This is a genomic window from Algibacter lectus (genome assembly GCF_900112395.1).
Taxonomy (GTDB): domain Bacteria; phylum Bacteroidota; class Bacteroidia; order Flavobacteriales; family Flavobacteriaceae; genus Algibacter; species Algibacter lectus.
In genome coordinates this window covers 1-16,121 of record NZ_FOLN01000014.1, presented here as the reverse complement: position 1 = coordinate 16,121, position 16,121 = coordinate 1, and the positions used below count along the sequence as shown (strand labels likewise).

Here is a 16,121-nt window from a genome sequence, read left to right as displayed (position 1 = left end):
AGGTGTCTTATTAATGAAGGCTTATTAAAAGCTTAATTAATCATTAAAATTTTAAAGAGATGACATTATTTAAAACATTAGTATTCGCAGTAATCATAGGAAGTTCTTTTGTAACATACAGCCAAGAAGCAGAAGTTTCTCAAGAAAAACAAATTGACAAAACATCGTATTACCAAAAACGAGCATTAGAAGATGCTAAATACGAACAACAATTTTCAGCAGAAACAAAAGCTGACGACGAAACCTTTTGGGAAGATCAAAAAACTTACGAAAAGAACTTGAAGAAAAACGATAAAAAAGCTTACCGCGCATACATGAAAGGCAAAAAAGATGCTTATGCAAACCACTACGAGCGTTGTGACAACCATTGCCACCACAGCGACTATTACTACCATCATGCTTCTTTTTACTACTATGGTTATAGCAACAACTATTACAATAATAGATATAATAACAGAAGTACAGTCAACACGAGAGTTAGAGTAAGTACGCCAAGCGTAAGAGTTGGCTTAGGATTATTCTAAAAAAACATATTATAAAAATTTTGCCCCAAATTAGTCCTACATTAATAGCCAAATAAAAAGCGCCTGTCTAAATTTAGACAGGCGCTTTTGTATATAAAATAAATATGTTTTACGCGTCAATATTTGCGTAAATAGCATTTTTCTCAATAAACTCTCTACGAGGTGGTACTTCATCCCCCATTAACATAGAGAAAACTCTATCGGCTTCTGTTCCGTTTTCAATTTGAACTAAACGCATAGTTCTAAATTCAGGATTCATAGTTGTATCCCAAAGTTGTTCTGCGTTCATCTCTCCAAGACCTTTATAACGTTGTATCTTAGATCCATCTCCAAACTCAGAAACAATAGCATCACGCTCAGCATCAGACCATGCATATTGTTTTTTAGCACCACGTTTTACTAAGTATAATGGCGGTGTTGCAATGTAAATATGTCCGTTTTCAATAAGCTCCTTCATGTACCTAAAGAAGAAGGTTAAAATTAAAGTCGCAATGTGACTACCATCGATATCGGCATCACACATAATCACTACTTTATGGTAACGTAATTTTGAAAGGTTTAAAGCTTTACTATCTTCTTCAGTACCAATAGTTACACCAAGTGCTGTAAAGATATTTTTAATCTCTTCGTTTTCAAAAACCTTGTGAGTCATGGCTTTCTCAACATTTAAGATTTTACCACGAAGTGGAAGAATAGCTTGAAATGCTCTATCACGACCTTGTTTAGCCGTACCGCCTGCCGAATCTCCCTCTACAAGGAATACCTCGCATTTTGCAGGATCTTGCTCTGAACAATCGGATAGTTTACCAGGTAAACCTCCAATACTCATTACCGTTTTACGTTGCACCATATCACGAGCTTTTTGAGCTGCATGACGCGCTTGTGCTGCTAAAATCACTTTTTGAACAATGGTTTTAGCATCATCTGGATGCTCTTCTAAGTAATCAGTAAGCATTTCAGATACTGCTTGACTTACAGATGCAGAAACCTCACGGTTACCTAATTTTGTTTTAGTTTGTCCTTCAAACTGAGGCTCCTGTACTTTTACAGAAATAATAGCGGTAAGTCCTTCACGGAAATCATCACCAGCAATATCAAACTTCAAGTTTTTTAATAATCCAGATTCATCTGCATACTTTTTAAGGGTATGAGTTAAACCACGACGGAAACCAGAAAGGTGTGTTCCACCTTCATGTGTGTTAATATTATTTACGTAAGAATGTAAATTCTCTGCGTAAGATGTATTATAAATCATAGCAACCTCAACAGGGACACCATTTTTTTCTCCTTCAAAAGCAATAACATCTTTCATTAAAGGCTCACGAGTGGCATCTAAATACTTGATAAATTCTTTTAAACCTTCTTCAGAATGAAATGTTTCACCTTCAAACTCACCGTCTTCTTTTTTAGTTCTTCTATCAACTAAATGAATTGTAATACCTTTATTAAGGTAAGCTAACTCACGTAAACGACTTGCTAAAGTATCATAACTATACTCTAAAGTTTGTTGAAAAATAGTTTCATCTGGTCTAAACGTAACAATAGTACCACGTTTATCAGTTTCTCCTATTTTCTTAACAGGATATAAGGCTTTACCGCGCTCATACTCTTGCTCCCAAACTTCTCCATTTCTATAAACCGTAGCTTTTAAGTGTGCAGATAGAGCATTTACACAACTTACACCAACACCGTGCAATCCACCAGAAACTTTATAAGAATCTTTATCGAATTTACCACCAGCACCAATTTTAGTCATTACAACTTCTAGAGCCGAAACGCCTTCTTTTTTGTGTAAATCTACAGGAATACCACGACCATCATCTTCAGTAGTAATCGAGTTATCTTCGTTGATAATTACTGTAATATTGTTACAATGTCCGGCTAAAGCCTCATCAATCGAGTTATCGACAACCTCGTAAACTAAATGGTGTAAACCACGTACACCAACGTCGCCAATATACATCGACGGACGCATACGCACGTGCTCCATACCTTCTAAAGCTTGAATGCTATCGGCAGAATAATTGTGCTTGTTAAACTCTTCTTTTTCTTCGCTCATAAATTATGAATTGATATTATTTTATTAGTAATATGAGACCCTGCTTTTTATACAGGATTAATGAAAATCTAATATTCTAGTTTACGCCATGTAAAAAGAATCAGTATTTCATTAGCATAAAAAAAGATGCCATCGAGCATCCTTTTGAATACAAACAAATATACAAATTAAAATGGCATTTTAAATACAGTTTATCGACTTCACGTAATAATTATTAACATTTGTTAATTTCCAAAAAGTGTCTTAAATCGCTTAAAAAAGGCTTTAAATCAAACTTAAACCTCCACAATGCACACTCCAAAACACTAAAAAGAAGAAAGTGTCTTAAAATTGATATTTTGAATTACAAATACAACGCTTTTATGATATCAATATGCCAGATTTCGTGTCCTAAGATCATAAAGGCGACTGCTCTTGACGACATCGCCGCTCCGTTAGCATTCCCTACAAATTCTAGATCTTCGTCGCTTAAACTCTGTATTAAAGCATTTGTACTTTGGCGAACGCTTAAATACTCATCAACCAAGATATCCATAGATTTTTGATTAGCTTTAGAAGGCTTAATATAATCGTCCTGCTCAAAACCTGCCATAGCCGTAGCATCGTGACGAGCCATTCTAAAACAACGATACCCCATAACACGCTCGGTATCTATAATATGCTGAAACACTTCTTTTACAGTCCATTTATTTTCGGCATAACGATACTCTAACTTATCACTTGGGACAGTCTTAAAAAACTCAACGACTTCGGCTTTCCCTAAATCAAAACCTTTTTTTAAAGTCCAGGTTTTTGGCACCTTACCTATGTAGCCTGCGTAATACTCGTGATACTCGGTCGTTCTTAAATCGGTTACTTTCATGTATTAAATTTTTGCTTGGTATGTATATAAATCATAATAACGTGCACCTAAAGCGATAAGTTCATCGTGCGTGCCGCGTTCTACAACATGGCCAGCTTCAATAACCAAAATCTGATCGGCTTTACGAATTGTACTTAAACGGTGTGCAATAACTATAGTGGTTCTATCTTTTATTAATTCAGATAAACTCTTCTGAATTAAAGCTTCACTTTCGGTATCTAAACTCGATGTGGCTTCATCTAAAATAATAACTTTCGGATTTGCAAGAATAGCACGCGCAATAGCCAAACGTTGACGTTGTCCGCCAGAAAGTTTCACGCCACGCTCCCCTATTAATGTTTCCAATCCGTCGTCAAATCTATCCGTAAACTCATTAACATAAGCTGCTTTTACAGCATTTTGTAATTCGGCTTCTGTAGCATTTGGTCTCGGGAACATAATATTTTGCCTTATGCTGCCTTCGAACAAAAATTCATCTTGCAGAACCACACCTAAATGCTGGCGATAACTACTTAATCTTACTTTAGATAAATCTTGATTATCAATAGTAACTTTACCTTTTTGAGGCGTTAAAAACGTTGCTGAAAGTCCTGCTATAGTGGATTTACCAGATCCTGAACTCCCAACTAAAGCTGTTACCGAACCTGCCGGCGCTTTAAAGTTAATATTATGCAAGACATCTTTTCCTTCCTCGTAAGAGAACGTTACATCCTCAAATTCTATATCACCTTTTAACGTATTAAGTTCTATGGTTCGAGCCGCGTTATCCTCTTCGGCCGTCATATTCATAAGCTCTTCGGTACGATCTAAACCAGCCAAAGCTTCGGTAAGTTGGCTACCAATATTACTCATTTGCACAATAGGCGCAATCATAAAACCAAGTACTAAGGTGAAGAAAAGAAACTCACCAGTGGTCATTTCTCCTAAAATCATATAATAACCACCAATACCCATAATACCAGTGGTGGCAACACCTATTAAAAAGGTCGAAGAACTCGTCATTAAAGCCGTTGCGGTTAAACTCTTTTTTACATTCTGAAATAATTTATCAACGCCTTTTTCAAAAACAATATTTTCTTGTTCCTCAGCATTAAAGGCTTTTATCACACGTACGCCAGCAAGTGTTTCGGTAAGTCTACCTTTTACCTCAGCGTTAATTTTTCCGCGTTTTCTAAAAATTGGACGAATATATTTAAAGGCTCTAAGCGCGATATATCCAAAAATAGACAAAGGGATGAATACAAAAAGTGTCATCCATGGGTTTAAATCTATTAAAATCACTAAAGAAACAATAGCCGTAAACGATCCGCCAACAAGCTGTACTAAACCAGTACCGATTAAGTTACGCACACCTTCTACATCGCTCATAATTCGAGATACTAAAGCACCAGATTTAGTATTATCGAAAAAGCTAATAGGCAGAGAAAGCACTTTTTTCTGTACCTGAGCTCGTAATTCGCTTATTAAATATTGAGCTTGTACGCTTAAAATTTGTGTTAGTAAAAACGAGGTTACCGCCTGTACTGTAATGGCCGCAATAACGATACCTATTAAATTGTACAACATCGAGATATCTTTGCTTGGTACAACATCGTCTAGCAATACTTTACTTTGCCATGGCAATACTAAACCCGCCAAACTGCGAATTACTATTAACAACAAACCTAATAAAACCAATTTCCGGCGTGGCCAAATAATAGTTTTAAAGGCTTGAGCCATCGTGACTTTTTGTTTTGTTTTATCTTTAGGCGATGCGGATTCTTTAAGGTGTTGCATGTGAAATTTTAGTATATTGAGAATACAAGTCAATAAAGATACCACATGTAGAGATTATGACATATTTTCATTTGCTTTTTTTAACAACAACCTAACATATTTACACTACAACTCGCTGTAAGTTTTAATTTAACAGACTAGTCCGCGTTAGGGATTGAAGCATTTGTTGGAGCTCTTTTTGTGTGGTTGCACCTATGCAACACAAAAAAGCGACTGCGAAAAGCCCGACCCTTGTGGTAACGCCCAAATTATTTTCGAGGAAAAGCACTTTTTTAAATGGCTTATTTACTACTTTTATTTTCTCTTAAAATTTGATGATAAACTAAAAAACTAAGTAAATGAAAGTTATTGGAATTGGAAAAAATTATGTGAATGATAAATCTGAAATTAGCGCTATTAAAACGGGTAAACAGGTTATTTTCACAAAGCCAGATAGTAGCGTTGTAACGGGTAATACGGATGTTGTTTTCCCGGCAATTACAAACCAATTGGCTTACGAGCTAGAGTTGGTAATAAAAATTGGAAAAACGGGTAAAGACATTAGCTTGGAAGATGCTAACGGTTACATTTCGGAAATTGCTGTTGGTATTGATTACACTGCCAAAGATGTACTTGCTGCAAGCCGCGAAAACAAAGGTCCTTGGGCTTTAGCTAAAGGTTTTGATGGTGCCTCACCTATTTCGGATTTTAAGCCTGTTGCTAACTTCCCAGATTTAAACAATATTAATTTCGATTTGGTTATTAATGGTGAACAAAAACAAGTTGGAAACACCGATTTTATGATTTATAATTTTGCTGAAATTATAGCGTATGTATCGAGTTTTATGACCTTAAAAGAAGGTGATATTATTTTTACAGGTACACCTGCAGCTGGTGTTGGACTAAATGTAAAAGGTGACCATTTACAAGCATCGATTGAAGGTGAACTACTTTTAGATTTTAAATTAATATAATTTTTACACCGAAAACAACTTATGAAAAACTCGATTGCTGAACGTGTTTGCGATTTCTTAAAAATTTATCCGCCCTTCGATTTAATAAAGTTTAAAAAGCTTTTAGAAATTGCAGAGGAGGTTGTTATTGTGTATCTGGAAAAAGGCGACACTTTGTTTAAGGCAGACCAACCAGCAAACGAGTATTTCTATATTGTGCGCGCGGGTGCTATTAGCTTGTTTCATACAGAAAACGACACGCAAGAGCTGGTTACTATTAATGATACTGGCGATATTTTTGGCGTGCGCCCACTTATTGCGCGCGAAAATTACAAATTAACGGCTACGGCAAACGAGGAAACTATTATTTACGCCTTGCCTATTAAAAATTTCCAAAGTGCTACAGAGAATAATGCTAAGGTTTACAAATACCTTATTACGGCTTTTGCGACAAATGCGTACGACTCTTACACTACCGAGGAAAATAATGCCATTTTTAAAGATTACTTGCCTAACACATCGCAAGACATTGTAAATTTCCAAACGGCAAACTATACAAAAACACCAATTACCTGTGCTAAAACATCTACATTGCAAGAGGCTGCTAGCCTAATGTGTACCCATAAAATTGGTTGTATTATTGTTGTGGACAATAAAAAACCTGTTGGTATTATTACCAATAGTGATATAAAAAATAAAATTGCAACGGGTAAATTCCCGATTACCACAGCAGTTACCAATATTATGAGTTCGCCGGTAATTACAGCTAAAAAAGATTTAACGGTTGCCGATGGCCAACTAAAAATGATAAAAAACAGTATTGGGCATTTATGCATTACCAAAGATGGTACGGTAAACTCGCGCCTAATTGGTGTACTTACCCACCATGATGTTTTAGTGACTTTAGGAAACACACCTTCGGTAATTTTAAAAGAAATAAAACGTGCCAACCGTACCAAAAAACTTCGTATAGCACGCTTAAAAGCGAACACATTACTTAAAAGTTATTTAGAACAAAATATTCCGTTAACACATATTATTAATGTTATTTCGGAAATTAATGATGCCGTAACCATTCGTGCCATTGAAATTGCTTTAAAGAAAATGCCAACCGAGCCACCAGTTGCTTTTTCTTGGCTTGCCTTAGGTAGCCAAGGCAGAAGAGAACAACTATTGTTTACAGACCAAGACAATGCTTTGGTGTTTGAAGATGTTCCTGAAGATAAGTATGAAGAAACTCAGGCTTACTTTTTACAACTGGCTAAATATGTAACAAAATCGCTTAATAAAATTGGTTTTGAATATTGTGAAGCTGATATGATGGCGGTTAACCCGGAATGGTGTAAATCGATTTCTAAATGGAAAACACAATTTCAGAATTGGATTTTAAGTCCAGATGATAAGGCTATTTTACTATCCTCTATTTTCTTTGATTACTCTGGTGTTTATGGTAATGAAAAATTAGTAGACACCTTATCGGAAAGTATTTTTGAAGCCTTAGGCGGATCGAGCCTTTTCTACAAATTCCTGGGTAGCGAGGCTATTAAAAGCCCTACGCCTCTTGGTATTTTCAAACAGTTTTTAGTTGAACAAAATGGTGAACAAAAAGATTTGTTTAATATTAAAAGTCGTGGTTTAATGCCTTTAATTGATGCTGCACGTTTACTGGTGCTAAGCAATCAAATTAAAAACGTAAACAACACTTACGAGCGCTACGAAAAAATGGCAGAAATAGACCCGAACAACAAAGAACTTTACGAGTCTTGCGCTTATGCTTTTAAGGCTTTGTCTAAATTTAAAACCAAACAAGGTTTACTGCACAACAACTCCGGGAAGTTTATAAAACTAGAAACTTTAACTAAGGAAGAAAAACTAAAATTAAAGCGCTGTTTTAAACCGATACACGATATACAAGAGACTTTAAAATTACGTTTCGATTTAAAAAACTTTATCTAAAATGGAATTTAATTGGTTTAAAAAGAAACAAGACAATTATCCCGAATTTTATTTGGCCTATTTAGAGCGTTTTAAAAAGAAAGCTAAAGGTCTAATTGAGGATACGCGTTTTGTAGCTTTTGATACGGAAACTACAGGTTTTGATAAAAAGGAAGATCGTGTGCTATCTATTGGCGCGGTATCTATCGTTCATAAAACCATACCTGTAAGTAACAGTTTTGAGCTTTATATACATCAGGATATTTTTAAATCTGAAACTGTAAAAATACATGGTCTCATGAAAAACGGAGATTATGAAAAAGTAACCGAACTAGAAGCTATTAAAGCTTTTTTAGAATACATTCAAAACAGTGTACTTGTTGCTCACCATGCTGGTTTTGATAAAAACATGATGAATGAAATGATGCTACGCAATGGTTTAGGAAAACTAAAAAACAAGTTTATCGACACTGGTGTGCTCTTCAAAAAATCTAAACATAAAATATATCAAGATACCTTACAAAAACATTATTCGCTAGACGATTTATGCAAAGAACTTAACGTACCTAAAGTAGATAGACATACTGCTAGTGGCGATGCCTTAATAACGGCTATGATATTTTTAAAAATCCTTTCCCGATTAGACAAGCGCAAGCATTTAAAATGGGGCTATTTACTACACGGCTAAAACTCAAAAAAAACCGAAACACTAGGCCTCGGTTTTAAATATCTTAATTTATGCTGTTTGTTTTAGAAAAAGAAATAACCAATAGACACTTGCATAACTCCGTTTTTATATTTGTCATTAAAGCTATCGACATCATTAACATCTGATAAACCTACATTATAGCGTGCTGAAAAATTAAGCCCGTTGTCTAATTTATAGCCCAATCCAAAGTTGACACCTAAATCTAAACCTTTGTAACTATCTTTTAGATTAACATCGTCTTGCTTAGCAGAAACTAAAAAACCTACTTGCGGTCCGGCTTCTAAACTTAAGCCTTTAGTTAAGTAATACTTCCCCATTAACGGCACGGTTAGATAATCTAACTGAACCGTATCAGACTCATCGGATCCCAAAGAAAAACCCTGACCAGAATATAAAACCTCAGGTTGAAAGGAGAATTTTTCCGAAAGTGGCACCTCAGCCACAAGTCCGTAATTAAAAGACGTTACCGAATCAAACCCATCGGTGTTATCTCCAGTGATTGAAGCAAAGTTCAACCCTAATTTAGCACCAAATCGAACATCTTGAGCAGTCACTTGTGTTAACCCAAAAACTGCCATCGCAGCAACTAGTAATACTTTTTTCATAATTAAAAATTTATTTGTTATTTGAAACAAAGCAAACCTTTTTTTCATGATTGAAATGCTATTTAAAATAGTTTTAACCTTTTTAACCAAATTTAACAAAACCCTGATTAACAAACAATTAATACCCAAATTAAACACAAAACATTAGATTTTCAGCTCTAGAAAACCTATTAAAATTATTCTACAATTTCGTAGTCAATATCAAGCTTTCGCAAAGCACGTAAAGCAGAACCTGTGTTTTTATCGTCCAACTCAATATCTACAGGATCACCTTCTAAAAGGATATCTGTAAGTTCATTTGCCAAACCGCCATCTATGCCTGTTGAAATTTCGACAATACATTTAGCTATCGCTCTTTTATCTGGTCTTTGAGCATCACAAGACAATAAGTTTATTTTCATAATAATATTTTATTAAGGCAAGATACTAAAGTTGAGCTTGGTTGGGTTGGATAACTTGGGTTACTACTACTTTTATTTTATGATTGAGTGCATAATTAGATCGCTTTGCGGAAATTATTGTTTCATTTCTCCTCTAATCAGGCAAAGGCTTTTCGTTTCGCTTACATTCTTAACGGTATGCGGTGACTCTGGGGTTTTTCTCATCGTTAAAGGAAATTCATTTTAGTTATTATGAATCGTTTAATGTATTTATTTTAATATTTTAAAGAATTTTTATTTTTTATATTTTTTTGGTTTTTCTTCCATTTTCCAGATACAAACACACTATATATTGTTAATGTAACTCCAAGAGTTAGGGCGCTGTATTGTAAAATTTTGTATTCGTTCAAAATTGTTAATCCAAGAGTTGTAAACATCAATCCTATTACCATAAAAGTCGTTCCATTATTCTTTTTCATTTCTTGCAAGTTATTATCCAAGGTATTAGTAGAGCAAAATATTAATATGTTACAATGCAAAGAGCTGAGTGAGCCATGAATACCAAAGTTACGTATAAGAATAGTGCGATGTTTGTGTTCGTGGATTTTCCGAAGGAAAATCAGACGTAGTAAACTTGCAACGACTTTTGATTAAACCTAAAATTGAGTGATTCTTTTCACACATTGTTAGCAACAGTATTTATTCCGCAATCTTTATGTCTTCCCCTTTTGAGATGAAGACTAAGACATCATAATGATTAAACCAATTTGTTTTTATCTTCTTCTCATCAACGACAAACATTCCTTCATATTCGTTTTGTTGATATTGCTTATTTTCATTAATAACTTGACGTGCGTCAATCAAGTAATTTTTTTCTGTTGAAGGTAAAAAATGCAATAAGTTCTCTTCGTCTTTACTGTATTTTTCAATCCATCTAGATTTTCTAAAGGGCATATTTACAGAAGAAATTGCTATATGATATGAATTATTAAGTTTTTTTTCTGCGAATTGAAATCCCATTGTTTGTCCACTTCGAGTCCCGTAATTATCTTTTATCATATGCGCATTATGTAACCAAATAATGAACTTTTTTTCTGGCATTTTATTAACAATGAAATCTAAGTTTTTTGCCATTTGGTTATCTCTTATAACTATTGCTTGTTCGCTGCTATTAAGAGCTGAATTCATAATAATATTACTTCTGTAGCTTTCTATAAATTTAAACCAAAGTTTATTTCGAATTACATCTTGGTTCTCTAAAAGTTTTTCAAGTTCCTTGTTTAAGATTTCTAAATTTGATTTACCGACAACTTTGCCTGCATTATTTCTGTTTCTGATAAAAGTTTCCGTTAATTCTAAAAAATCCGCGTTAACTTCTATGGAATTGTCATGTAAAAATTCAGTCAATTTTTCGGTAAAGTTTTTTAACGAATAATAAGAGGTCATTTGATTATCTAAACCCCAAATGGTCACGTTATGTTTCTCTATAAATTCGAATAATTCTTTACCTTGAACTGAACGAGACCAAAAGGGATAAAGATTATTTTCGATATTTTTATTATGGTCAAAATAAAGTCCAAAAAAATCACTCTCAAAGACTATATTTTTATAGCCTTGTTCTAAAACTAAATACTTTACAAATTCTGTTTTAGCCAATAAGTCAGCTCCGAAATAATGATTTGATTCTCCAAGAAACACAACTTTTTTATCCACTAAATTGTCATCCATAATTTTCTTAACATCGTCGGTTAAAAGGTTTTCTATTGAATTTAATTCGTATATATTTTTTTCTACTTGAGCAAATATTGAATTAATTCCAAACAACACAAGAAGTATGATTGTCGTTTTATACATTTTTTTTAATATTGTTGCTAACGTTGTTCTGTAAGAAAAGCTACGTGGTTTAAGCACTAAAGTTAGCAAACGTTATTTATTCTTTTGGTATTGTTTAATTTCTTCCCAACGTTTCGGGTCAACCATTTTCCAATAAACCTCGTAGAAGTCTTTTTTTTCGGGATTATGATTTTTTATCAGTTCTCCAAAAAAGTTTGTCAACGCAATTTTTTCTTCATTTTGTTCCGTTAGTACGTCTTTCTCTTTTTCATCTAATATCATAACAGATGCGTAAATATGCTTCCATTCCTCAAGACCGTTTGTTAGAACAGTATATTTTTTTCCGTTTGATAAGAGGTCAATATTATTCCACATTAGTATTGGGTGATTTCTGTTACTCGGAAAAATTTCCTTATCCCATTCCCCATATTTATCAAACATCACTTTGTGCGTATAAAATGCAGAAAAAACACATTCATATCTAATTTCATTAATTTCTGTAGTGTCTTTACCATTTATAGTAACATATTTTTCATTCAAAATTTCCGTAAACTTATTCTTGTAAATTATAGGACATTTTGTTTCCTTAACAACTTTTTGTGAAGAAGAACAACTTAAGAAAATAGAAAATATAATTGTTATGTAAACTCCTTTCATAGATTGGTTTTTAATGTTTGCTAACGTTTATATGTAAGGAACGTTGCGTGTTTGTGTGCGAGGATTTTCCGAAGGAAAATCAGAAGCTAGCAAACAAAGCAACAAACTTTGATTAAGCCTAAAATAGCAATTTTTTATATATGGTGTTGTGTAACGTTTTTTATATTCCGTAACTCTCATTCATACAGTTAACTCCACTAATATCTGATATTTCCTCAATCTTTTTTGTTTCAAGATTAGCTTTCCACGCTTTTTTAATGTTGGTATAAATCTCTAAATCGAAATCATTTTCACTACTCTCAATAACTGTAAAAATTCGAGAATCTGCTTTTTCATTATTTTGGCAAACTCCGAAAGACATAAATTCATTCGTTTTAAAATTATTAATATGAATGGTGTCTAAAATTTGAAATTTCTTTTCTGGTTTTCCAGTCTCAACAATTTTCTCCAAAATAATTATTCGTTTTTGTTTATTCTGCATTTCAGAAATGGCATATTCCCATTTACTTTTTTCAAAATTTATTACAGAACTAGTTCCAACTTCAAAGTTGCTGAAATATTCAATTTCTTTAATATCTCTAAAAACAAAATCGAAAATATTTTTTTCCGTTTTTATTGGTTTGGATTTTACAACTTCTTCTGGTTGAATTTCTTTTTCTTTTTTATTGTCAATGCAATTAAAAGTCAAAAATATTAATATAAAAGTTAAAATTTTGTTCATTTTTCAAATGTTACACAACGGTTAGTATAAGAGCAGTAGCGGATTAAATGCACTTCTTGGGATGACAAGATACTTATTTAAACACAAAAACGGTTCAAGTTTGCACCTGAACCGCTATTGCTTTTATACATTGTTAGGCACTGGGCTTTCCAACTATAAAACTGTAATTATTTCATCTTCGGGTAATCTAGATTTTGGAGTTTTATCGGTTGTATTAAAATCACTTTCAGTTCTGTAACCTATTGAAATCGCTGTTATAGCTGTAAATCCCTTTTCTCTTAAACCAAATTCTTCATCTAATACTTTTATGTCAATTCCTTCCATAGGGCAAGCATCAATGCCAAGAGTAGCAACACCTAGTAAGAAATTACCAATATTTAAATACACTTGTTTTTCCATCCAATGTTGTAAATCTTTCAAATCGTATTTATGGATGTCGGCAAAAACATTTCTACCTCCATTTACATTTTGTTTTATTTCATCATTTGGATATCTTCCGTCTTTGTCTTCAGATTCTAGGAGCTTTTGCATATACTCTTCATCAGCAGTTATTCTTGAACAAAATAAAACTACGTGAGAGGCATTTAAAACTTTTGCTTCATTAAAGATAAAAAAGCCCTGTGTCCCTTTGGCCATTCGTTTTTTTCCTTCTTCGGTCTCAGCAATTACAAAATGCCAAGGTTGAAGATTGGTACTCGAAGGACTCATCCTTAAAATCTCTTTTATCTTAGCAAAATCAGAGGATGATATTTTTTTGTTAGCATCAAAAGATTTTGTAGAATATCTCCAATTTAATGTTTTTATAATGTCCATAGTTTCTTGTATTAAAATTTACCGTTACTATTTTTCCATTCACCTTTTGGCAGAATAGTTTCCATTACATCCCAATGTTCAGCTATTTTTCCATTCTCAACTCTAAACAAGTCATAAAACGAGGTGTGTTTATCTCCAAACGTACCTTCGCTAATAGTCAATATAAAATTACCTTCTCCTAAAACTCTATGCACTTTGTTATATTTCATTATAATACCTTGAGAAGCCATGTACTCCAATGCCTTTCCAAGTCCTGAAAGTCCATCTGCAATTTGAGGATTGTGTTGGATATAATTGTCGCCATCAAAATAACCAGTCAACTTTTCCATTTTACCGTTTACTAAGATGTCATTCACGAAATTATTGACCAATGCTTTATTTTCTTCAGTTTTGTTAATGCCTTCAATTTCAGTTGTCCCGTCAATCATAGTATGTCCACTTGGATTTGGATTTAAAGGCTTTTCTTGCAAATTATCCCAATGTTCAACTATTTGTCCATTTTCGAACCTAAAAATATCGAAACCGATTTTTGGTCCAAAAAAGTTATAATCGGTTTGAGTAAAAACAAAATCGCCATCTTCGAAAGCTCTAATTGTGTTTGCTTTAGCTGAGTTTGGAGGAAGTTGTTGCAATAATGCACCAAATCCTGCAAGTCCGTCTGCAACTCCAAGATTATGTTGAATGTAATTGTTTGGGTTAATGTATCCTGCTGGTTCTTGAGCACCAGTCTCAATGCTTTTTAAAAGAGCAATTACTTTTTCTTTGTTTGAAATTTCCATTTTTTCTTCTTTTTTATTGTTTGAAATTGTTTTTTGACTATTACAGGCTGTAAAACCTATTGCCAAAATTACCGTTGCACTTAATAGTATCTTTTTCATTATTAGTTGTTTTAAATTGATACTACAAAGTTGCAATCAAGTAGAAGAAAAGAAACGATAAAAAAAGTCCTTTGAATGATACTTTTACGCCAAATTGAATTCTGCTCTAAATTCAACAGGTGTTTTGTTAGTTTGTTTTTTGAAGTGTTTAATGAAGTTAGTTGGTTCTTCAAAGCCTAATAAAAACCCAATTTCCTTTATACTTTCGTTTGTATGAGCCAATAATCTTTTTGATTCTAACAGAACTCTACTGTCAATGATATTTTTAGGTGTTTTTCCAAAAACTTTAGACGTAGCTTGATTAAGTCTTTTTGGTGTCAAATGCATTTGTTGACAATAAAAGCTAACCTTTTTATGGTTTACGAAATTGTCATCTAATAAGGTTTTAAATAACAATGCTAGTTCAAGATTATTATCTTTTTTTAATTCTATAAAACCTTGTTTTTTTCTTTCTCTTTCGGAATGCAATAAAAGGTTTCTTAGGTCATTTCGTAAAATATCTGATTGGTAGTTATCTTTCAGGTTTTGCGATTCAATTTTTAATTGCTGAAATGTTGTTTCGATAATTGAATTTGATATATTGATTTGAGAAATAGAAAGTAAATCATTAAACAAAATACTGTTTCTTATAAATTGTGTATCAGCAGTGGTCTTGCAAAAAAAATTATCTGTAAATAAAATTGCTTTTCCTTTGAATCTTGTTTTGTAATCGAAAAGTTGGACACTATTTTTGTTAATAAACAGTAATGAGTTCTGTTTAATTTTTATTGGATTGAAATCGACCAAATGTGTTGGCTTGCCTTTTTGAAACCATAAAATTTGATAGAATTCTGACCTATGCGGTTTTTTGATTTCTTCAGAGAATTCGTTAAAAAGAAAGTCGAAATCTATAATTTCAAACTCCTGTGGAAGTCCTTCTTTGAAATCATATTTTTGAATTTTTTCCTTCACTTTGTTTTTAGTTCTGTAGTTTTTTCTGCCTTGTGCCTAACGTTGTTGTATAAGATTAGTTGCGTGGTTTAAGAACTAAAGTTAGCAAGTAAATCACAGATAGAAAGTCCGCGAGGACTTTCGTAAGTAGTCTAAAACCAGCAATTAATTTTATACGGCTTAAGTTAGCATTTAAATAAAAAAGACTAATTTAAACATATAAAATAGAAAGCACAAAAGAGAGGAATAAGGTTAATTTATACGGAGAGACTACAGATCTCGTCAACATTGTAAATCCCCTCTCTTTTCTACACAGATTTCGAACAGTTCTGTGAGGCTTTTAGACCTCGATTTTAAGTCGTTGAAACTCGCGTAGTATGTCCTTTCAAAAAAATAATTTGTTATGAATAAAGATATTAAATATTTTGGTATTGACATTAGTTATTTAGTTTTTGATGTCACAGATTCAGATGGTAATTATTATCAGTTTAAAAATAAGGTTTCAGG

General features: G+C 33.1%; 16 protein-coding genes and 1 pseudogene. 5 read left to right on the top strand and 12 right to left on the bottom strand.

The genetic code is table 11. From position 1 onward, the window contains the following. Positions 1-59: 59 nt before the first annotated feature. On the top strand, positions 60-524 hold the full coding sequence (locus BM246_RS18115) for a hypothetical protein (protein ID WP_074940023.1): 465 nt from the start codon (positions 60-62) through the stop codon (positions 522-524). A gap of 109 nt (positions 525-633) precedes the next feature. Here BM246_RS18115 and gyrB read toward each other — a convergent pair whose 3' ends face one another. The 3 genes from gyrB to BM246_RS18100 form a co-directional block, all read right to left on the bottom strand. Next, on the bottom strand, positions 634-2,583 hold the full coding sequence (gene gyrB / locus BM246_RS18110) for a DNA topoisomerase (ATP-hydrolyzing) subunit B (RefSeq protein WP_042499930.1): 1,950 nt from the start codon (positions 2,581-2,583) through the stop codon (positions 634-636). Positions 2,584-2,926: 343 nt separating this feature from the next. Further along, positions 2,927-3,445, bottom strand: a complete 519-nt coding sequence (locus BM246_RS18105; RefSeq protein ID WP_074940020.1) for a DinB family protein — start codon at positions 3,443-3,445, stop codon at positions 2,927-2,929. 3 nt (positions 3,446-3,448) lie between these two features. Further along, the gene (locus tag BM246_RS18100) at positions 3,449-5,221 is read right to left on the bottom strand and encodes an ABC transporter ATP-binding protein (RefSeq protein WP_074940016.1); all 1,773 of its coding nucleotides are present in this window, start codon (positions 5,219-5,221) and stop codon (positions 3,449-3,451) included. Positions 5,222-5,559: 338 nt separating this feature from the next. Here BM246_RS18100 and BM246_RS18095 point away from each other — a divergent pair, with 338 nt between their 5' ends. The 3 genes from BM246_RS18095 to BM246_RS18085 are packed head-to-tail and all read left to right on the top strand — an operon-like array spanning position 5,560 to position 8,776. Continuing rightward, positions 5,560-6,174 carry a fumarylacetoacetate hydrolase family protein gene (locus tag BM246_RS18095; protein ID WP_074940013.1) on the top strand — a complete coding sequence of 205 codons (615 nt, stop codon included), beginning with the start codon at positions 5,560-5,562 and terminating at the stop codon, positions 6,172-6,174. 21 nt (positions 6,175-6,195) lie between these two features. Next, positions 6,196-8,109: a DUF294 nucleotidyltransferase-like domain-containing protein gene (locus BM246_RS18090; RefSeq protein WP_074940011.1), complete on the top strand. Its 1,914-nt coding sequence runs from the start codon at positions 6,196-6,198 to the stop codon at positions 8,107-8,109. A gap of 1 nt (position 8,110) precedes the next feature. Next, complete coding sequence (locus BM246_RS18085; protein WP_074940008.1) at positions 8,111-8,776, top strand: 3'-5' exonuclease; 666 nt, start codon at positions 8,111-8,113, stop codon at positions 8,774-8,776. A gap of 62 nt (positions 8,777-8,838) precedes the next feature. Here BM246_RS18085 and BM246_RS18080 read toward each other — a convergent pair whose 3' ends face one another. From BM246_RS18080 to BM246_RS18040, 9 genes are all read right to left on the bottom strand, one after another. Beyond that, positions 8,839-9,402 (bottom strand): porin family protein, encoded by a 564-nt coding sequence (locus tag BM246_RS18080; protein ID WP_074940263.1) that lies wholly within the window; start codon positions 9,400-9,402, stop codon positions 8,839-8,841. Between the two features lie 176 nt (positions 9,403-9,578). After that, entirely contained in the window at positions 9,579-9,803 is a 225-nt protein-coding gene (locus tag BM246_RS18075) for a hypothetical protein (protein WP_074940006.1), read from the bottom strand. Between the two features lie 254 nt (positions 9,804-10,057). Continuing rightward, positions 10,058-10,261 carry a hypothetical protein gene (locus tag BM246_RS18070; protein ID WP_139221929.1) on the bottom strand — a complete coding sequence of 68 codons (204 nt, stop codon included), beginning with the start codon at positions 10,259-10,261 and terminating at the stop codon, positions 10,058-10,060. 220 nt (positions 10,262-10,481) lie between these two features. Further along, positions 10,482-11,636, bottom strand: a complete 1,155-nt coding sequence (locus BM246_RS18065; protein ID WP_042506282.1) for an erythromycin esterase family protein — start codon at positions 11,634-11,636, stop codon at positions 10,482-10,484. Positions 11,637-11,708: 72 nt separating this feature from the next. Continuing rightward, positions 11,709-12,272, bottom strand: coding sequence for a hypothetical protein (locus BM246_RS18060; protein WP_074939999.1), 564 nt, complete (start codon positions 12,270-12,272; stop codon positions 11,709-11,711). A gap of 160 nt (positions 12,273-12,432) precedes the next feature. Then, positions 12,433-12,993, bottom strand: a complete 561-nt coding sequence (locus BM246_RS18055) for a hypothetical protein (protein ID WP_042506280.1) — start codon at positions 12,991-12,993, stop codon at positions 12,433-12,435. 153 nt (positions 12,994-13,146) lie between these two features. Further along, positions 13,147-13,806: an oxygen-insensitive NAD(P)H nitroreductase gene (gene nfsB, locus BM246_RS18050; protein WP_074939995.1), complete on the bottom strand. Its 660-nt coding sequence runs from the start codon at positions 13,804-13,806 to the stop codon at positions 13,147-13,149. Between the two features lie 11 nt (positions 13,807-13,817). After that, a complete protein-coding gene (locus BM246_RS18045; RefSeq protein ID WP_139221928.1) occupies positions 13,818-14,684 on the bottom strand; it encodes a nuclear transport factor 2 family protein in 867 nt (288 codons plus the stop codon). Positions 14,685-14,768: 84 nt separating this feature from the next. Next, the gene (locus BM246_RS18040) at positions 14,769-15,635 is read right to left on the bottom strand and encodes a helix-turn-helix domain-containing protein (protein WP_042506278.1); all 867 of its coding nucleotides are present in this window, start codon (positions 15,633-15,635) and stop codon (positions 14,769-14,771) included. Positions 15,636-16,017: 382 nt separating this feature from the next. On the opposite strand from BM246_RS18040, the pseudogene BM246_RS20275 reads away from it, so the two are divergent. Then, a pseudogene (locus BM246_RS20275) lies at positions 16,018-16,121 on the top strand (IS110 family transposase); the annotation flags it as partial.